The 19,094-nt window shown below is 44.4% G+C and carries 21 protein-coding genes; 12 read left to right on the top strand and 9 right to left on the bottom strand.

What is annotated here, in order from left to right; genetic code table 11:
• Nucleotides 1-10: 10 nt before the first annotated feature.
• Both RIC07_RS37015 and RIC07_RS37010 read right to left on the bottom strand, forming a co-directional pair.
• Entirely contained in the window at nt 11-307 is a 297-nt protein-coding gene (locus RIC07_RS37015; protein ID WP_446398867.1) for a hypothetical protein, read from the bottom strand.
• Nucleotides 300-800 carry a hypothetical protein gene (locus RIC07_RS37010; protein WP_446398866.1) on the bottom strand — a complete coding sequence of 167 codons (501 nt, stop codon included), beginning with the start codon at nt 798-800 and terminating at the stop codon, nt 300-302. The genes RIC07_RS37015 and RIC07_RS37010 overlap by 8 nt, the downstream gene beginning before the upstream one ends.
• 189 nt (nt 801-989) lie before the next feature.
• Here RIC07_RS37010 and RIC07_RS37005 point away from each other — a divergent pair, with 189 nt between their 5' ends.
• Genes RIC07_RS37005 through RIC07_RS36985 form a run of 5 tightly spaced genes read left to right on the top strand, consistent with a single transcriptional unit; the run spans nt 990 to nt 4,809 of the window.
• Complete coding sequence (locus tag RIC07_RS37005; RefSeq protein ID WP_446398865.1) at nt 990-2,120, top strand: ParM/StbA family protein; 1,131 nt, start codon at nt 990-992, stop codon at nt 2,118-2,120.
• The gene (locus RIC07_RS37000) at nt 2,107-2,496 is read left to right on the top strand and encodes a hypothetical protein (RefSeq protein WP_446398864.1); all 390 of its coding nucleotides are present in this window, start codon (nt 2,107-2,109) and stop codon (nt 2,494-2,496) included. The genes RIC07_RS37005 and RIC07_RS37000 overlap by 14 nt, the downstream gene beginning before the upstream one ends.
• Nucleotides 2,497-2,514: 18 nt before the next feature.
• Entirely contained in the window at nt 2,515-3,261 is a 747-nt protein-coding gene (locus RIC07_RS36995; RefSeq protein ID WP_446398863.1) for a mobilization protein, read from the top strand.
• Nucleotides 3,254-3,943 carry a DUF6753 family protein gene (locus RIC07_RS36990; RefSeq protein ID WP_446398862.1) on the top strand — a complete coding sequence of 230 codons (690 nt, stop codon included), beginning with the start codon at nt 3,254-3,256 and terminating at the stop codon, nt 3,941-3,943. Before RIC07_RS36995 ends, RIC07_RS36990 begins: the two co-directional genes overlap by 8 nt.
• An 8-nt stretch (nt 3,944-3,951) precedes the next feature.
• On the top strand, nt 3,952-4,809 hold the full coding sequence (locus RIC07_RS36985) for a hypothetical protein (protein ID WP_446398861.1): 858 nt from the start codon (nt 3,952-3,954) through the stop codon (nt 4,807-4,809).
• Here the strand turns inward: RIC07_RS36985 and RIC07_RS36980 are convergent.
• Entirely contained in the window at nt 4,801-5,103 is a 303-nt protein-coding gene (locus RIC07_RS36980) for a hypothetical protein (protein WP_446398860.1), read from the bottom strand. The genes RIC07_RS36985 and RIC07_RS36980 overlap by 9 nt on opposite strands.
• 201 nt (nt 5,104-5,304) lie before the next feature.
• On the opposite strand from RIC07_RS36980, the gene RIC07_RS36975 reads away from it, so the two are divergent.
• The 5 genes from RIC07_RS36975 (at nt 5,305) to RIC07_RS36955 (ending at nt 10,954) form a co-directional block, all read left to right on the top strand.
• On the top strand, nt 5,305-5,685 hold the full coding sequence (locus RIC07_RS36975; RefSeq protein ID WP_446398859.1) for a hypothetical protein: 381 nt from the start codon (nt 5,305-5,307) through the stop codon (nt 5,683-5,685).
• A 166-nt stretch (nt 5,686-5,851) separates the two neighbouring features.
• Nucleotides 5,852-8,512: a DUF3987 domain-containing protein gene (locus RIC07_RS36970; RefSeq protein WP_446398858.1), complete on the top strand. Its 2,661-nt coding sequence runs from the start codon at nt 5,852-5,854 to the stop codon at nt 8,510-8,512.
• Between the two features lie 205 nt (nt 8,513-8,717).
• Nucleotides 8,718-9,455: a hypothetical protein gene (locus tag RIC07_RS36965; RefSeq protein ID WP_446398857.1), complete on the top strand. Its 738-nt coding sequence runs from the start codon at nt 8,718-8,720 to the stop codon at nt 9,453-9,455.
• A 9-nt stretch (nt 9,456-9,464) separates the two neighbouring features.
• Complete coding sequence (locus RIC07_RS36960) at nt 9,465-10,064, top strand: hypothetical protein (RefSeq protein ID WP_446398856.1); 600 nt, start codon at nt 9,465-9,467, stop codon at nt 10,062-10,064.
• Entirely contained in the window at nt 10,064-10,954 is an 891-nt protein-coding gene (locus RIC07_RS36955) for a hypothetical protein (RefSeq protein WP_446398855.1), read from the top strand. Before RIC07_RS36960 ends, RIC07_RS36955 begins: the two co-directional genes overlap by 1 nt.
• A gap of 118 nt (nt 10,955-11,072) precedes the next feature.
• On the opposite strand, the gene RIC07_RS36950 is transcribed toward RIC07_RS36955, so the two are convergent.
• The 5 genes from RIC07_RS36950 to RIC07_RS36930 form a co-directional block, all read right to left on the bottom strand.
• Entirely contained in the window at nt 11,073-11,321 is a 249-nt protein-coding gene (locus tag RIC07_RS36950; RefSeq protein WP_446398854.1) for a hypothetical protein, read from the bottom strand.
• Nucleotides 11,322-11,374: 53 nt separating this feature from the next.
• The gene (locus RIC07_RS36945; protein ID WP_446398853.1) at nt 11,375-11,569 is read right to left on the bottom strand and encodes a hypothetical protein; all 195 of its coding nucleotides are present in this window, start codon (nt 11,567-11,569) and stop codon (nt 11,375-11,377) included.
• Nucleotides 11,570-11,598: 29 nt separating this feature from the next.
• Nucleotides 11,599-11,850 (bottom strand): hypothetical protein, encoded by a 252-nt coding sequence (locus RIC07_RS36940; protein WP_446398852.1) that lies wholly within the window; start codon nt 11,848-11,850, stop codon nt 11,599-11,601.
• A 565-nt stretch (nt 11,851-12,415) separates the two neighbouring features.
• Nucleotides 12,416-13,312, bottom strand: coding sequence for a relaxase/mobilization nuclease domain-containing protein (locus RIC07_RS36935; RefSeq protein WP_446398851.1), 897 nt, complete (start codon nt 13,310-13,312; stop codon nt 12,416-12,418).
• The gene (locus RIC07_RS36930; RefSeq protein WP_446398850.1) at nt 13,287-13,685 is read right to left on the bottom strand and encodes a plasmid mobilization protein; all 399 of its coding nucleotides are present in this window, start codon (nt 13,683-13,685) and stop codon (nt 13,287-13,289) included. Before RIC07_RS36930 ends, RIC07_RS36935 begins: the two co-directional genes overlap by 26 nt.
• A gap of 1,043 nt (nt 13,686-14,728) precedes the next feature.
• Between RIC07_RS36930 and RIC07_RS36925 the strand changes: the two genes are divergently transcribed.
• Nucleotides 14,729-14,887, top strand: a complete 159-nt coding sequence (locus RIC07_RS36925; RefSeq protein ID WP_446398849.1) for a hypothetical protein — start codon at nt 14,729-14,731, stop codon at nt 14,885-14,887.
• A 135-nt stretch (nt 14,888-15,022) separates the two neighbouring features.
• Nucleotides 15,023-15,670: a LuxR C-terminal-related transcriptional regulator gene (locus tag RIC07_RS36920; protein WP_446398848.1), complete on the top strand. Its 648-nt coding sequence runs from the start codon at nt 15,023-15,025 to the stop codon at nt 15,668-15,670.
• Nucleotides 15,671-15,711: 41 nt separating this feature from the next.
• On the opposite strand, the gene RIC07_RS36915 is transcribed toward RIC07_RS36920, so the two are convergent.
• Nucleotides 15,712-18,384, bottom strand: a complete 2,673-nt coding sequence (locus tag RIC07_RS36915) for a DUF4114 domain-containing protein (RefSeq protein ID WP_446398847.1) — start codon at nt 18,382-18,384, stop codon at nt 15,712-15,714.
• Between the last annotated feature and the right edge of the window lie 710 nt (nt 18,385-19,094).

Genomic DNA, 19,094 nt, shown 5'->3' with positions numbered 1-19,094 from the left:
TCGACTTCGCTCAGTGTTTCACATTTTTTATGCTGCGATAACAAACTACAACCCGAATCCAGTTAGGAGTTTTTTGGAATTTAGACAAGAATCGCCAAGCTTTACTTCCTGTTAATATCCAGAAGGTGCTAATTCCCCAACCTGCTGCAACTATTACCCAAATCCAAGATAGCTTGAGCAAAATCTTGAACAGGTAATAAGAAACTCCGGCGATAACTGCCCAGGGAATTATTTGCTCTGATGGTAAGCCAAAAAGTTTGGGCTGTTGGTCGAGGGATTGATTGACTTTTCTGGGTTTATTATCCACCAATAATCATCCCGGTAAGCACATCGGCGATGGTCACAGAGACCAATACCATCAAGGGTTGTCTCGCCATCGATTTCCAATCCTCGTCTTGTCTCCCAGCATTAATTACCTGGAATAAGGAATAGCCAATATAGATGACAAATACGGCTCTTAGAACGTTGAATATTAGTGGAATTATTTCGGCGGCTTCACCAAAATTTGACTTCATCCAGTTTTCAGCCTTAAGCATAAATTGAGCGCTGGCTGGTGTTGAAAGCGTGTCAAAAAATAACACGCCTGATGTAAGTAAATAGGCGATTGAGGTAACTGTCCACTTTTGGCGTAATGGTAGGACAGAGGGAATGGCTACGATTAAGCCAGTAGCGCCAAGTATGGCGATTTGATGTATAGATGAGTTGACCATTGCGTCTGCTATCAATCCAGCGATTCCTGCTGTTGCTAGCAAGTTAAAGGGAATTTTCTCTATTAATGACTTAGAAGAAACTATGTTCATTGTTTCTGTAGAAGTGCTGAACATCCTGTTTATATCTCTGATTACCCTCCGGATTATCACCCGTTTGGTTATTTGAGGAGTTGAGTTGAGGAGGATTTGAGGGAAATTGAGGAATGTTTATCCATTTGGATGATATTTGCAGTGGTTTGAGGAGGCACGATTGATGTGCTGTAATTCTTGCATATAAGAATGGCAAAAAAATCACTACCCGATTTGACCATCGCCATAGACTTTGGAGGTTCGGCAACAAAAGCCCTGGTCAGTCCTGCTGAGTGGAATCCTTTAACTCTGTGCATGGAGCCAGAGGTTGTTGTCATCGATAAGGGACTTATAAGCTCTTATGAAAATGAGAGATTGGGGCAAGCAGAAGAACGGAATAGAGCCTGGGTTGGCTACAGTGATCGTTACTACGCGGTTGGATACCTGGCTCAATACAGGTTTTCCGCAACGCCTGGATTGTCTGAATTAAAGTACGAGAGAGCGATACCCAAGGCATTAGCGGCGGTTTGGGTTGCAGCTGGGCGCTTCAATCTTGGTAAAAAATTCAATGCTGCGATTGCTTGTGTCTTGCCACCGGGAGAATATGTAGATGCCGCCAATGTGGAGTCTCAGTTGCGAGAAGCCCTCCAGTGCTATCAAACTCCTTCGGGAGAGTTGCGAGTTAAGCTAACTCATTTCAACTGTAAGCCAGAGGGGGGTGCTACTTATATGATGGTTTTCCGAAATCAAAAGCCTACTCTGTTGAATGAGGTTCTGGCGGTGATTATGGTAGGATACCGTAATGCATCGATCCTGATTTCTAATCGGGGAGAAATCGGGTCATTTAAGACAAGTGACCTTGGGTTTGTCCAAATGGTTGATGCAGTTATTCAAAAGACTAGCGGACAGACAGCGGATTTACTTGTACCCGCTATTTTTCGGGCTGGTGAAAATATTGAAGCCAAGCATCTACGCCGCTTGGTTCGCTCCACTGATGAAGAATGTCGCCGTGCCGAATTGGAACAAATTCGAGACGCGATCGCGATTTCCCGAAAAGAGTATTTCCTCAAGCTTGATAACTGGCTAAGAGAGCATCTACCCCGTGAATTAGATGAAGTTGTTCTTTGCGGTGGAACCGTTGATTATCTAGTTCCTGAGTTCAAGGAATTTTTTCAGTTTACGCCAATCCAATGGCACGGGAATATTGTTGTCCCTGATGAGTTGAGCCAGGGACTTGGGTCACGCTTAGTTGATGTCTATTCGTTACTGATTTATTTCCGCCAGTCTGTACTGAAATTGTCTAATGTACCCTTAACAAATGTGGTTCATGAAGCGAGTTGATTTTTTGTGGCGTTGTCAACCTGTTGAACACTCTTATGATGCACGATTATTGAGTTATCTTCGAGAAAATGTCGCTATTATTCCATTGCGAGAGAAGATATTACAAGCACTTCGTGCATTTTGGATGCCTTTTGCCTATATGGATCAGCCAGAAGGAAAACGCTTGGCTGCTGAGGCTATTTATGCATTGGAAAAGCACGCCGACTATTTACGTTCACAGTTTGGTGTTGAAGTTGATAAGAGAGTTAAGCCTAGACACAGAGAGCATTACATCCCTCCTACTGTCTCTCAGAAAACTTCAAAATCGGATACATCCTTATCACCAGAAGTGAACGGAGATAAGAGTGAAACAGGGGAGTTTATCGAGTTTTTTTAAGTTGCTTAGGAGGTAAATATGCCAAACATTCACTTGATTGATGGAGAGAAGGGTGGGATTGGTAAGTCAATGTTTGCTCGGACGTTAGCCGAGTATTGTCAGTCGGAAAAGATTGAGTTTGCTTTGATTGATACTGACAGGACTAATCCTGATGTGGGACGGGTTTATGCCCCGAAAGCAACCGAGCAAGAGCAGACCTTTTTTAGTGAACGGGAAGACAATGACGCCAAGGCTGATATTATCTTTGAGACGGCAATGGAACAGATGGTTTTGGTGAATCTGCCTGCTCAAATCTTCCCAGTGGTGACAGACTGGATTGAGCGTAACGAGCTGTTGGAATTAGGTGGTGAGTGTGGCGTTCGGCTTTATAAATGGTTCGTTTGTACTGGCGAGAATGACTCAGTTGATCTGTTTCTAGAGTCTTTAAAACACTTTGGGAATCGCCTTCCTCATGTCCTAGTCCGAAATTTTGGTGCATCTGGGGCTAAGTGGGAAACTGGGGAATTTGAGATATTAGACCGGGTTGTGGATAAATATCGTGTTCCTGTGATTGACTTACCTAAACTTCCTCCGCTTGAGCGTGATTATATCAAGAAAAGTCAATGCACGTTCGCTATGGCGTCGTCAAAACTCAAAATGATGTCCAAACAACGGATTGCGATCTATCTAAAGAAAGCTTATGCCGCGATCGCATCTACTGAATTGCTCCAAAAAGAACGGGTAAACGTTGAGCGAAGTCGAAATGTAGAGGTGCAAAGTGCCTGAAATTGAAGAGAAAGTCCTCCAGGAAGATGGCTTTTTGGAACGGTTATTAGAAGACAAAGATGACGCCTACCGTGCCAGGATTTTACACCTTGTTCTTTCCACAGGTATAGACCCCACCGATCCAGTTTTCCTTCTGCTGGTGGCAACAGGCAGACTGGAGGTGATGTTGGAGGATGCCCCTAAGTCTCTAGAAAAATTACTGAAAACTTGGGCATCTGAGTTTTGGAGGACGGTTGAACTGACGGAATCGGTGGTGGTGGAGCGTCAAAAAGATGCGATCGCCCGTGCTGCTCAGGCGCTAATTGAGGATGCCCCAAAACCAATACCAACGACAGACACCACAGTATCTTTATGGTCAGCACCTATTTTAAGGGTTGTTGTCGCTGCGGCGGTAGCGGCTCTGATTGGAGGGGGTGTTGGGAGTTGGTTACTAGGGGAGTCGGGAAATGCAGGGTTGAGCGCTCAAGATACCCAAGTTTTAAAGTGGGCAAAGAGTAAAGAGGGGAGGTTGGCAGAGAATTTAGTTGAGTGGAATTCTGATTATTTGAAAAATCGTCGCTGTACGAAAGAGGTTCAAGACTTAGGAGTTGAGTTAACCGTTGGCGATCGCGTTGCTACTTCTGGGTACTGTGTTCTCTGGGTTGTGTCACCGGATCAGCGTGAGTTTAAGGAAAAGCAGTGATAAAGCCAATGTATTATCCAGTTGTTCTTTACCCTCCCTTGATTCGAGAGTTTATCGCCTCCGAGTCAAAACGAGAGGAGGTATTAAAAAGTAGATATTCCATCAAGCCTCAACCGCCGCGTCCACATCAACCATCTTCAGAACCTAGTCTATTGGCTCGGATTTTAGTGTGGATTAAGAGTGTTTGGAGTCGGTTTTGGGGAGAACCTCAACCGCGACAGCAACGGCGTCAATCACCACAACAGCCGCCGCCACAGCAACCGAAAGTCGATGGAGGTGAGCGGATGAGGCGACTCAAACAATTGTTAGTAGGAAAAGTGATGCGTCCGATTGGTGTAAGCTCCGCTCAACGTGGGGTGAGTGAGCAGAAATTTTATGACACATTGCGAAAATTTTTCCCAGTGACGTTTGGGGGAGAGTTCCCGATTCCTGACTCTCAATATGTCTATAGTGCCGATCTTCAAATTATTTACGGATGCGGAATCGCGATTGATATCGAAGTGGACGAACCTTACGATGGGCGCTCCTTACAGCCGCACCATTGCTTAGATCAAGGGAAGGATCAGCGGCGCAACGAGTTTTTCTTGAAAGGGAACTGGATTGTGGTGCGGTTTGCTGAAATTCAGGTAGTTAAGTATCCTTACGAGTGTGCGGCGGTTATTGAGCGAGTGTTGTCCGAAATTGCAGGAAGTAAGCCCAGGTTGTCCATTCATAAACCCTTGCCCCCAGTTAAGCTGTGGACGATCTCACAGGCGAAGAAGATGGCGCGATCGCGGTTTCGACAAACCTATCTGCCGGGATGGAACCACAATAGGAAGAAACCGCGTAAACAAGTCAAGCGAAAACAGAGAAAATCCTCAATCTAGCTCAACATCTCGACTTCGCTCAGGGTCAACATCGAGCGAAGTCGAAGGGTCAATCGATGTATCAGTTTCTCCCATGAACGCAACCGAGAAATTGTTTGGGTTTTTCACCCAGCGCTTGAGGAAGCGTAAGGCGTCCTCGGCGTCTTGGCGGTTAACGTAAGCCTGGGTAATTCTCGGCTTTTGTCCTGGGGGACTGTGAACGATCGCCCAGGGTTTATTGGAATAAGCAGCAATTTGGGGTACGGGAGACAGGGAAGCTGGTGAGCGTCCTCCGCCTCGGTGAGAATATGGCATGATAAATTTGCCCTCCATTGGCAATCACAGTGGAGTGGTAGCGCCTAGTTTCTGTTGGTACCAGTTGCTAGGCGTGGTGCGATCGCTCCTTCGGGAGTGGTCGCTCTCTCTATTTAAAATAATCATACTCCTCTAACAGGATTTCTGCTAAATACCCTAATAGGCGTAATATGAGAGTGAAGTACATTCGCGCTATCATACATGAAGAAAAAGCAACCTCAAACAGCCGAAGAGTTGCAAAAGGATATTGAGAACCACCCAGACAGAGGCAAGCTGGATGGAGAGCCTGTTGTTCGGTTTGACTCCAAGGACTTATCAGGTAGCATTCCCCGAACCCTCTACAACGAGTTTTTGCTTATTTGCGGCTCGAAGGGTTACAACAAGTCACAGGGATTGACCGAGGCGGTGTCTCAGTGGGTTGCTTCGGAAGGCAACCAAGCCGCCAAGGAAAACTTTCTCAAGCGTAAAGCCCAGCAGCATAACGTCTCAGAAAGTGAAGTAGCGAGTAAAGTCTTCGGCTGCTTCAAGGATGCTGGGAGACGCAGAAAACAGAGGTTTGAAAAAGGATCGACTGATTCTTAATGGGATTTAATAAGCAGTATATTAAACTGATAAACCCAAAAGATTAGAGGAGAAGGGGCTAGCTTTTTTACTAGCCCTCCTTCATTACCTCTAATTCCATGTACACCCTTCAGCCCAGCGAAGTTCCAATTCCAAAGCTGAAGGATTATCAAACACAGAGGTCATCATGCCATTAAATGGCACTAACAACCCTATTGTAGCTGGATCGCAAGATTTTTCCGAGTCTCAGGAAAATTCAAAATCCTATCTATGGACACGGGACACCTTCGCACTCTGCAATCTCCTAGAGAAAGGCGGACTGTATCACAAGCTTGGAACAGCAGAAGCGCTCTTAACCCTCAACCCAGGAGACGAACACATAATCATTCAGGAAATAAACGCCAATGAATGCTGGGTGAAAGAGTCGGACGAATACTACATCAGGGAAACCGCCTATGCACTTCGAGCCAAAGGTGTTCCCTTTTCTCAAATCAGGGTACTAGGGATTGATGGATCACTTCTCGAATATACCCAGGATGACGAAAAGCTGAACGAGATCGGGTTGATGCTGCTGCCCGTCGAATCAATCATCGCACCACGACCCTTTACCGATTGGGAAGACGATCTAACCTACCGAAGCTACGGACTTTCACTCAGGGAAGCGGCAAAAATCATTCAGCTAATCATCGCCGTCTTAGAGCCTTGTGATCCCGTCCAAGCTACGATTGCCTTAGATCTATTAAGGAGACGGGCAGGCGTGAATGAGTACACCTGGGATAAGAAGTACATAGCAGAAATTCGAGCCAGCTTAGAGCGGGCGCTCTCAAAATCATCTGAATTACCCAAGCTTGAGAGAATAATCGACCGCTTAATCAAGCTCGGATTCACAGGGTCGGGGTTAACCAAACAACTCAACGTAATCGCACGAGAGTATCAATACCCTATAACCGAGCTACGAAAGCTTTACCACGAACGTTTAGGAGAAGCGGACACAGAAGCTGAACGAACAGATAATCACTCCCAGGTTGCGGAGCTACTCAAAAAAGTAGATGCCCAACTGGAATTATCAGATTATCTTCCAGATGATTTAGCCACTCCCCTAAAACAGTGGTGTGAATGGCTTAATATCCGGGAAACGGTTGCCCTTACAGCTTTACTCACCGGAGCATCCAGCTTGCATAAAACGGGTACCGGGTTGGTACTACACCGCAATCAAAACTTCCGAGTACCATCTACTATCTATAGTGCAATCGTTTCTCCCAGTGGGCAGAAGAAATCCCCAATCTTCAACAACATCGTCCGTCAGCCGCTGAACCAACTAGAAAAGGAAAAACAAGACGCTTACCAAGCAGCGCTGGAAGATTATGAGGTCGCCCTGGAACAGTGGGAGGAAGAGAAAAAAGGGCAAAAGCCAGAGAAACCCAAAGACCCCACGCTCTACTACTTCACCAATGCCACCGGGGAAGCTATCCCAATACAGGCACAGAAAGACCCGCAAAAATGCCTATTAGCGCTGATTGATGAGTTAGCCGGATATTTCAATTCCAGCAACGCCTATCGTAATGGACGGGGAAGCGATAAGCAGGATTTACTATCCTACTTTGATGGTTCGGGTCAAACCATCTTGAGAGCAAGTGGAGTAAAGGTTAATGTCAAAAATCTTTACCTCAGCATCTTCGGAACGATTCAGCCGGAAATATTAAAGAAATACATGGAAGACTGCTCAGACCCCGATGGAAATTGGGCAAGATTCCTATTTGTCAATCAGCCCTTACAAGCCTCTGTGCTTCATGATGATGATGGGATGGCAGTTCAAATCAGCGATCGCATTACCCAGTTTTACCGCCAGATCGACCGACTGCCAGAGATGGAGTATCACTTATCCAGTAAGGCTTTCAAGCGTTATCAGGCAGTATATAAACAGCTTGAGCGGTTGCGAGTAACTCATGCTCACTCAGGCATGGCAGCAGTTTACTCAAAGATGGAAGGGTATATTGGGCGATTGGCGCTCAACCTGCACGTTCTCTGGGAATTGGCAGCGGGTAAAGACTGCCCCTCAGCAGAAATTCCACTATATATTATGGAGATGGCGATCCAGCTTGCCCGTTTTTACATGGGGCAGGTCAAGGTCATCCACGCCAACTCAGATGATGATAGCCTACCCAGTCACATCCTAAAAATGATTGAGCTATCCAAGCGACTGGAAGCCAACGGCAAAAGCGGCTGGATTAAGGCAAAGCAAGTTCAGGAAATGTTCGCCAAGAAAAAACGCCCACAGGCTCAAACAGTAAGGGACTGGATGAATGAAGCTGTAAACATGGGCTATGGTCAAACCCGCAATTCAGGTAATCGGCTGGAGTATCACTGGCGCAAAGACGACGGAGACAATGATCCCGATTCTGACTCTCCCCCTGACTTGGGGAACTCCAGGAAACTTGGGGAACAGTTGGGGAATAGTGTTCCTCAAGTTGAAACAACCAATTATCAAGGGGTTGAGGATAATTTGGGGAACGAAGAAAATACACCTTCTGATAATTCACCAAGTTTTGAGGAGAAAGAATTACCCCCTGAGAATAGTGGGAATGATTTAGCTCAATCTGATTTAGAGGGGGGTGAAGTTTCCCAACCCTCCCCAACTCCGACCCAAGAGCAAGAGAGCCAAGAACTAGAAAGCGTTTCAGCAGTTGAGGACAACCTGGGGAACGATTCCCCAACGATTCCCCAGGTTCCCCAAATATGTGACAATTCCCCGGAAACTGATGTGACAGTGGACGCGAGTGGAGTGCGATCGCTACTTTACCCGAAACCTGAAACGCTGTCGGGTTGGGAGTTTGACGGGTTTGGGTAGGGAGTGCGATCGCGAAAAAATTCTTACTATTATATCTGTTGCGACCTATTTAGGATTGCTATATTCCGATAGAATCGGTAGAAATTGACGATCCCAGTTGGGATAAAATTAGAAGAATTTGTAAATAATCCTGATTGATCATGTGTTTACTGTATTGATTATTATGGGTTTTTGATTTTCTTATAAGACTAACCTTAAATATGAAATGGGAATGGAATGGGATATAGACAAAAATTTCATTGATAAGTTTTTCATCTCTTTTATCGGGAAGAAAGTTGGAGTTTTAGGACATGATAAGTGTGGTAAGTCAGTACTATTTCATTTAATTCAGGAAAAAGAAATAAAACCAAGTAACGGTCCTACTGACCTTCCCATAAAAAGTGAAACACTGAAAACTAATTTTCAGTACAAAGGTTCTAAGAAGTCCATATTAATCAAGAAAATCATTGATACTCCTGGGGACAAGGAGAGACCAAATACACGAAAAAAAGTGTTTAGAACACTGGATTATATTATCTATTTTATTAGAAGCGACCTAATAGTACCTCTCAATAAAAACATAATCGTTACAGGAGAGATGCATCAAGACAGGTTGTCGGCTAGACTTGCCTTAAGGCAAGATTTTATGAACTTTAAAGCCTGGGCAAATGATGATTTTCTTTTTAAGAAGAGAAGGCAGATTATTGTTGTCGCTAATCACTTTGCCCACAGCACAGATGGGGAGATAGTAATACCCATACCCGACGAAAAAACCAAGGATTTTTTTGTACCTAATTTTTTAGATGGAGAAGTCAAACAAAATTACTCTAGAACATTCAAGAAAATTGTATCAGAAATAATAGGGGGGCAACTACTTAATGATGTACAATTCGTAGTTGGAAGTCTTGCCTCAAACAAACTTGGAAACCAATTGGTGATAAGCATTTTTCATAAACTAATCTAGGAGAATAATATGGTTTATCTAGTCTTTCTTATTCAAAATTTTTCAAAGGATATTTCAACTTTAATTGTAAAAAAATCAAGAAGTATTGGGGCTTCTGAGGTAGAAGGTCAAGAAATAATACGAAAAATTGATAACCTCGCTCTATATGGTTTTGAGTTAATTGACAAATCAAATGTACGTATAATATACAAAAAAAACGCAGAATTTTATATTGAATTAATCACAGATAAACTAGATACATCTAACCGTCCTGCCAAAATTGGTATTTATGGTAGGAAACCTAGTTTATCTTGGGAATATAGTTTTGAAGACTGGGTTTTTGATGTATTTGATAGAGTTAAGGAGTTTTCAATTAAAATTGACCGTTCAGTTACACAAGAACAGTTACAAGTTATACGATTAGGGCTAAAATCTATTCACTACAAGCAAAAAAAACGTTCTATGTTTTTGATCATAGTGAAGGTTATTATAGGTTTTATAATTCCTATTTTGCTAGGTTTATTATTGCAACTTTCCCCTGTCTTCAATTTTGATACAACTTTGTTATTAAGTTTTTTTACTTCCGTTAACAATATTTTTATAATCCTATTAATACAAGAGAAAGTCTAATGTCAGAGATTCAAAATCGTATTGAGACAATCCCTCTTAATAACCCAGACGAGAGAGAGATTATTATAGTTGTATCGAATGTTCATAGAGAAAGGCTTAAGTATCCAGGTTTAGCAAGCAAAGAAAACATTGAGCAAGTGGGAGGAGTTTGTTTTGTAAGAGATGATATTGATTTTTATGATGAGAATAGTCAAGCTTTTTTAAAAATTTTGAAGAGTCAGGGTCTCCTCAGAGTAGGCAATATTCTTCTTCAAAGTAAGTATGGGTATCAGTATCCAAATGAGAAAAATAAAAAGCTTTCAGAGAGGGTTCATAAAAGATTTCACCTTCCATATTATTTACACGCATCTGAACTGCGGATGAATGCAATAGATAGAAAGTATAACCACTATCTTCAAGTCTGTACTCTTCTGGGAGCAAAAAAAGTTTCTGTAAACATCATTGATGAAAAACGAAGTGCTGCACAAAAGAATTGGGAATTTAATCTTGGAAATTTTCCAATAAAACTTGGTGGAGGTTCTTCTTGTGATGAGATAATTAAAGATTATCGTTCAAGAACACGGGAAATGGGTGGTAGTTTACCGAACATTAAAGAAGCTGAAGAGTATGTTGAAGATGAATTATTGCAAGAGGATCAAGACATTAAGAACCTAATCAATGCTCGTAAAGTAGCCTTGAAAAGGTTTAGCGAATTTACAAATCCGACAACAAGTGAAAGCTACACAGTAGATTTATTTAGTCAGGTCACAACAAGCTTAAGTCTCGCAGCCCAAATAAAGATACCTCAGTATCTTTCATCCTTGAACGCAAGCCTGAAGAAGCATGTAAAAAAAATTGAGAAGTTCACTTTGAATGTAGAAGTATTTTTCCCCAACACTACAGGACAATAGCAAACAGTAATTTTTTGCAAAACAAATTAATTTTTATAACTATAGCAATCCTATTTGGGTTGTGGCAATTTTCAAAAATTAAATCCTTGCCATACCTGGGTTTAAAGCCGTTCACTTGTTACATCCTATTTAGGATTGCTATAGCGGAAGACACATAGAATAGCCGTTTAACCCGTTCAACCTCTGTTTGACGCCCGAACATACGACGGACAATTTGCAGCATGGCGGCTTCCAGTTCTTCCTCATCCGCCACCCTAATCATCTCACAGAGACTAGCGCTAACACTTTGATGAGCCTGAGACGGTTTCCCCTCAACACCTCGGCTTCGCTCGGTGTTGACCCTGAGCGGAGCCGAAGGGTCAACCATAGACACAACTCGCGCCGCCTCAGAATTGGGACGAAGTAATGCGATCGCACCTCCTAAACCCAGCCAATCACATCCTTAATCTGGGTTCTAGCGATTTCCCAATCAACATGGGCAAAAGCCTTACTCAACGCATTCTCCGGTCGCTTATACCAACGCTGTGACCGAATGCACACGCCATCCCCTCGAACCGCCTCCCAACTATACCGAACCCGGTCAACCAAAAGCCAAACCTGATAGGAACGGTACATCTGCTGGAAAAACGCTACTCACCCCAATCTCAGCTAAAATCCCCAACCGAGAAGAGAGAACGTTCCAAGCGTTTCATCAACTCCAGAAAACAGAACGCCGCGCGTTTAGCGTCATCGTGAGTCGGGTAGCGATACTTATCTCTGGGTTCAAACTGGAAATCCTGACCACTGAGAACAAAGCGAAACTTCCCCGACAACTCCTCCACATAGGACACGCGCCAGGACGTTTTGGGGTACTGTACCTGAAAACCTTGGGGTTGAACTCTTACAGATGTTGGCATTGAGGGGATTTACGCACTTGCTTTAACATCTTAATCCATTCTCCCTCCTGGCTAGCTTGCGCCCAACCCTTCCACCAAATATTAAGAAAACCTTGAGACATGATAACGATAACATCGAATAAAATCCCCTATCGCCCTAATAACTCAGCCATGGTAGAGACGCCCCGCCGGGGCGTCTGTACAAGGAATGAAATCGTCCATCAAATACTCACCTACCTGAAGCGCTCTCTCCAGCCACGGTGACACAGAAGCCGAAACCCTCCACACTGAGCTACTAGCAGATCAAACCAACACCACATACGAAGACCTGTTCAGAATAGAGAGGAAAATTAACCCCCGCTCAACTGAGCGATCGCCAAACCTCCATCGCACCCCTGGCGGTGCTTACATTATTGATTAACCTTCGTAAACTTCCCTAAAGATTGGCTAAGAAACCTTTCGCAGACATTGAGAAAAAGGACGTGATTGGCTGGTAAGCGTGGGAGGTGCGATCGCGATTTCGACAAACCTACCTACCGGGATGGAAGAAACCGCATAAACAAGTCAGGCAGAAATAGAGAAAAGCTCAGTCTAGCTCAATTTGTGGTTTTTTCTTCCTTTGCCGCTGTGGTATTAGTTCACCCACTGCGGCTTTTTTAATGGCTTTCATATCGCGATCGCACTCATAACTCACCCCGCGTTTTCGCTGTAGTCCGGGAAAACTATATGCTTTCCCTAACTTGTTTCCTGCGATTTTCACCCCATCTAGCTCAAAGGCGATCGCTTCCCGGAATAAACCTTTGGTGCTGAACGTAGGATGAACTTTTACCCCCTGGCGCTGGAGTCGCCCAATCAGTTGAGTCATGGTTGGTTTGTCCCGGCTGGCTCGGTCAATCGCTTCTTGTAACTGTTCCTTTACCGAGGGCTTCCCGCTTTCATGATGTGTTTGGCGCTGGGTTGGTGACTTGCGATCGCTCACCGTTACCTCAATCCCCTCAGCCCTAAGTCTTTGAGCGATCTTCTCGTTTGCACAGGGGGTTGGTTCTAATTCAAACTCATGCTCCAGTTTCCGTGTCACCACCTGCGATCGCGTGTGGTCAAAGGAATCTGGCACAACCGATCCGTCTGGTCTGATTCGATTGGCGATGATGTGGAGGTGTTCATGGTTTGTATCGTGGTGGCGTGCGATCGCGTATTGGGAGCCTGAATATCCCATTTCCTCTAGCCAGCGCTCGGCGATTTCGGTGAATCGTTCATCATCTAGGTGTTCATGGTAATCGTCCCGGTGGGGGATGGAGAGGATGATGTGGCTACAAGCTTTCTTTAGATTGGGTCTAAGCCCTCGGATTAGAAGAAACTCATCAGATAGTTCGTTGACGCTTCTGCCGCCCATATTACCGCCGATCAGTTCCCCTTTTTCCTTTTGCAGGACGTATTTTAACGTCGCCCGAAAATTCTCACTCTTGATTATCTTCCCGATCATTGAAACAGACCAAAGTATCTCGCTGGGCTTGCTTTATTACCGGAATTATGCTGCCTACTAAATCCGCGATCGCATTAGCATCAACCTCCACCAGTTTCCCCGCCTTGTTTGCTGTATTTACTGCTCGAACCAACTGATTCAGGTTGACCCCTATGGCACTTAATTCCTGATAGAATTTTCGGTTCACTTGGGGTGGTGGTTTATAGGTACGGATTTGTTTGTTGATTGCCGCCCTCCGAATAAATTCAGATATAGAGATCTGTGCTTGGTTGGCTTTCCTTCTCAATTCCTCATATTCATCTGCGGCAAAACGAACTGGGTGGGCAATTTTCCTGGGAACTCCATCACCCCGCTTGGTCTTAGCTCCGCGCATACTGATTCCCTTTTACGACATAACCACTCAATCAGCCCCCCGCAGGGGCAAGTTTGTCGCCGTTTGAGCGCAGCGAAGTATCGCTTCAGCGTATACAGGCGACACAACTTGCTTAGGGTACAAACTGAAGAGCCTATCCTTTATTTTAGCTGAAAAAACAAACACAAGGACGGAAAATAAAATGATGCAAAAACGAGGTTAACGTGAGGGATTTATGAGGGAAAAATGATGAAATTTTTATCGCTAATTTGTGGATGAATAAACTTGTGATAAAAGGGCTGAGTCTTGGGCGAGGGAATAGTGAGGTTTTCCTTGGATTTATTGAGAGCTTATTTCGGGTTCATTGAGGGTTCATTGAGGGAAAAAAACAGGATGTTCTGTTTTTTCCTCAATAAATATCTGGGTCTATGCGTGTTGAGCCGAATTGGAGCTTATGGACTTCCAGTTTTTTGCTGACGGGGGCGTGAGCCATTCCCCATATTCAAGGGTAAGAATAGTTCAAGGTAGTTCTGTACTTGGTTTATCCTAACTGAGGAATTCCCAAGTCAGACTAAGAAGATAGCCACTCCTGAAGGCGCTTCTTCTTTGGGCTACTACCTCTACAGAAGAATGAATTGACGCGCCCGCTGGGGGAGGATCTCCCGACGAGAGGCTGGCTGTTCAAAGCACCCACTTTGAATAAAATATCCTTATGCGCTTAGGGTTTTACTGTCCTTAACGAGTCACACTATAATATCTGTATATTTTATCGATATTTAGCGATTGATGATTTTGTTGATTGTTTGAGGGTGAAAAGCAAAATGCGTGGCTACGTTTTAAGTCAAGTGGGACTTGAAAAAGTGGAAAATTTCATCTCCGTTGAAAACAAGCTATCCCGAAGACAAATCAGTCTAGAGACCTGTCTAGACCGAGCGACCATAACCAAAGCTTTACAGGGAGAGAAGCCCGTCAACCTGCGGACTATCCGCACCTTGTTCCTTTCTCTTGGCATTCCACTTGAAAAGGTAGATTATTGTAGGGTGTCGTCTATCAGGAAAAGAACTATGGGTCAAAATCGAAAAGATTACGAAATGCTCGTCAGGGCGGCTGAAGAATTAGAGGAAGCGGCTGATAAAGAGCATGATAAAACCAAAAAACAGGAGCTATTAGACCAAGCGCAAGAATTACGTGTTCGTGCGGACAATCTGCCCGATGATGAATAGAAAACAGATTCTTCAATAAAAAATCAACAGAATCATCAATTAGAAAAACTTATCAATTTTCTTCAATCAACACAATCAGCCACCGTTCAATCTCTGGAGCCTAAACTAATCGAATGGTCGTTAAAAACAAAGATTATGTTAATTAAGGCGGCAGCGATCGGTTGCTCTTCCCAGTACATCAGACGCCTTGAGAGTAGTCAGTTTTTTAGTGTTTACCCTGTGGATGCGTCTAGCCTTTTTTGCCTGAGTGCGACTAAAAACCTTGCTCGTATGAGGGTTGATATCTTTTTGATTAATGTCGAAAATAAGGGAGAGCAGGGGTTCAGTTTGACTCGGACTATTCGTCGGTTCTCAAGAGCGGTTTTAGTTCTTTTGGGGCGGCACAAGAGTCGGCATTTTGTTAGTCGTGCCTTATCTATGTCCGATGGCTATTGTCTCAGTGAAGCTTCCCCAGAGGAGCTACTGCTTGTTTTTCTGGCGGCGTACTCTGGGAGAATTTTTGTCGCTCCACCTACTGCCTTGCCCGTAGAGGAGGATGTTGTTTCCATAGAGGCTCTCCCAAGAGAACAACGACGTTTAGTCAAGGCTCACCCTTTGAGTAATTGCGAGTTACAGATCTTAAATTTGGTTTCTTTGGGGTATCATAATCGCCAAATTGCTCAGAAGCTCTATATCAGCGAAGCGACGGTTAAAACTCAGTTGAAAAGTATCTATAGCAAGCTGGCGGTGAATAACCGAGTGGCTGCGGTTGTTCAAGCTTTGCGCTGTGGCATTGTGTCTTGAGGTATAGTGGGGGAGTCCTGCTATTCCCCCAATTTCACTGGTCAAACAAACTCAATGATAATGTCGTTAAAGTCCATGTCTCCGCCACCATGGAGATCCTCAAAAGCAAAGATGTTATCTCCTAGCAGGCGAACATGGTCAAAATTATCTGAGTTAGCGGCGATCGCAGAAAAATAGACTTGGGCTTCTCCTTCCAAGCCGTCTGAGACTGAGCCATCTGCCACGATGAATGGCATATAGATAGTACTTGGCGCGAGCGCGACTGTGCCGGACTCTCCTGCTTCCCCTTCAAATAGCAGGTTGTGGGAGAGGACGATTTGGGTGTAACCGTTTTCTCCAGGAAGTATAGTTTCTCCGGTGAGTGGGTCGGTGACGGCTCCGGTTTCATCGTTAACCGCGAATAATCCAACGGTGTTTTCATAATCCGCCCAGCTTTTAATGCTAAAACCGACGTTAATTGCTTCATTGGACTGATTGGTTAAAATCTCGCCCTCATGTTGCCCTTGGAATAGGGCGAGAGGGGATTGCCCTTTGTCATTTAAGCCGATACCAATCTCTAACCCATCAGCCCATTTCAATATGTATGCTGAATCAGTGGCGGTGACTTCAAGGTTAAAATCTACCGTGTCACTGGAGATCCGTCCGTCAATTAGGTCATCGATTGAGCCACCGTTTACTTTAAAGAAGTGAATGTTCCCTGTGTCTTGGGTTAGTTCTGTTAGCCGCTCTTGATTCCCGATGATTGTACTGTCTGGTAAGACGGAGAACACAGCCTTACTGTTTGTGATTATGTCCTGGGGGTTGCCATCGGTGATGACAAAGCCAACCTCTGTTAACCCGCCATCACCGTCGTCCAATAACTCTTGTCCCAGTATTGCACCCTTGGCGTTCTCAAAGGTAAAGGCACCTTTGCCTGGGGAATAGGTCAGTAACTGTTTTGTTCCGTTGCTATCCCCAGTTTCAGTATTATCACCTGTCTCAATCAAATCGGGTAAATCAATATTGAGATTAAATGTGTCTGAGAAGGCGGTTAGATTGGTTCCAGGCTCAGTCGCGGTTGCAAATAAGTTTAAGTTAAAGTCCTCCAAGTCACGAGGGGGATCGTTGAATTGCACTGCCAGTGTTCCCTGGAATGTGTCAGCGTTGAGATTGGTGCTAAACCCATTCCCTGTCGGCGTAAATGTTGCCTGTGTCTCCCCATCATCGTCTAAGATGATTAAAGATGAATTCGGTGGGATGGCGTCAACGAATAGCGAGATGGTTTCGTCGTCATTCGGTTGTATGGTATAGTCACCGATCTCCACCAATGGGTTGTCGTCATCGGGGTTAATCGTTAAGTCATCGTTTACTGTTAGGTTCAGGGTTGGTTTATCGGCAACGGGCAAAACATCTACACCTCCAGAAACTTCCCCAAAGACAACTGGGTTTGTGCCTCCAGTCTTGGTGTTGCTTAAATCGGGAACTGTTACTTTGATGGAAACTTGCCCGTTATCGGGTATCTCTACCGTTAAATTGTTTAACGGTGAACGTTCATCGATTGAGTAAACACCGTTAGTGTTTGGCAACGTCATCCCATTCTGGTCTTTTATTGCTCCGTTACTGGGGGTAATCTCTACAGTGAAGGGTAGATTTTTAGTGTTTAGATTATCGATTAAGTCCGATAGGTTTTGGGGTGTTCCGATGTCGGGGTAATCACTGTGATCTCCGGTGATTGAAACCTCCGTCAATAGGTTCGTCAGTGAATCGTTTTCATTAATCGCGGCATCGTTGGGAATATCGAGCGCGACTTGTGTGGGTGATAGTTTAATGTTTAACGGCTGCACCGATGAGTAAGCCGTAGCTGCCTCTAACCCAACCTCATCAATTATTTCTCCTTCTAGTGAGCGCCCTCGGATGGCTAAATCTAGATCATCGGGGAATGTAATTTCGTTGTAGACTATTCCTAGGCGGATTGTCTGAGGAGAGTTCGCCGCTGCTGGTGCATTGATACTCTTGGTTAAACTTCCCTTTTCTATCCCCCCAGAATTATTGGTGGGAACTGGGGCAAATTTGAATTCGGGTTCCCCGTTTTCGTCAAGTGTGTAGATGTCAACGCCTTCCGGTACTCCGACTACATCAAACCACAACGATTCTGAAGCGTCAGTGGAAGCGATCGTAAATTCCCCTATATATTGAACTTGAGAGGATGTTGATGGTATTCCGTCTGGAGTGTTGATTTTTTGGATAACTGGATTATCAGGAACTGATTCTATGTCTGTGGTAAAATTAATCTGCCCAAAGTCTATTGGGTTGGTTACTCCTCCTCCTAGGTCTTGTGTTACGGTGAAGGCTACGGTTGTATTAAAAGCACCATCGTCATTTTCAAAGGACTTGAACTCGATATCGTCGGCATCCGAAAACTTGATCGGGTTTAGGTTGTAAAAGTTCTCGTTTCCAATGGTTAATGGGGTGATTTCAACTCCGTCATTTGTAGCACTGAAAACACTAGGGACTTGTATGGTTAGAGTAAATAGTCCGTTGTTGTTGAACAAATGCTCCACAATTGTGGATAATTGAACGTAAGGAGTTACTGGATCAGGGACGACGGCAATTCCGTTGAATTCTGGCTGACTCAGTTCAGAAGCTGGGACAATTAAGTCATCGAGGATTCCACTGAGTTTAATTTCGTCTTCTGTTACAGAAGCTTGGTTGTTGGGTATTGTTAGTGTCGGCATAACTTGTGGGTCCTTGGGTCACTTTGGACTCTCGGATTATGCGAACTATTTTTAAGGAAAATTACACCCAATTGGATATTTGTGATGGGGTAGGGGGCGACGCGGAAATGACGGAGCCGGGAGCCAGCCATTCCTGCTAGAAGCCGTAAAGAGGGCGAGGAACCGAGGGACATGAGGCACGAATGACCTGAATGACCGCCCAATTAGGCGACGTTAAGAGCCACCGCCGTGAGAAGGGGGTTCTTAAGCTAGGAATGGCTAGGCTCTCCGACGACAGAATTGCAGCAAAGCACCCGGTCGCGGGAAGGGCGAAGGGATACATCTGACAACGTAGTCATTTAAACCCGCGAACCCCCCAGAAGAAAAAAAAAGGGACTTGATATCGCTCCATCTAATATCAACTTGAGTGCCTTCGACTATAGTATTTTCAGATGATTCGTGTACAGCCAAAGCACTGAAAACCTTACTGGGTAAGGGTTGCTTGTTTAAATCTCAAATGTAAACACTATATAATGAGTAGAAGGCTTCATCGAGAACCCTGATACCTGATTTTTGATATTCCAAGTTTGTTAACTTGTCCGCCGTAAGTCCCCCGTCATAATTTTAAATTTGACGGTGGGATATAAGGCGGTTTTAGTATAATAGAGATGCAAACGGTTATACAGGAATGTTCTTCCGGGCTTGTGAGAGTGAAAGGTAGGCTTATACGC

This window comes from Coleofasciculus sp. E1-EBD-02 (genome assembly GCF_040218245.1).
Taxonomy (GTDB): domain Bacteria; phylum Cyanobacteriota; class Cyanobacteriia; order Cyanobacteriales; family Coleofasciculaceae; genus Coleofasciculus.
Note: the sequence above shows the minus strand (reverse complement) of the source record. Positions and strands in the feature narration are given on the sequence as shown.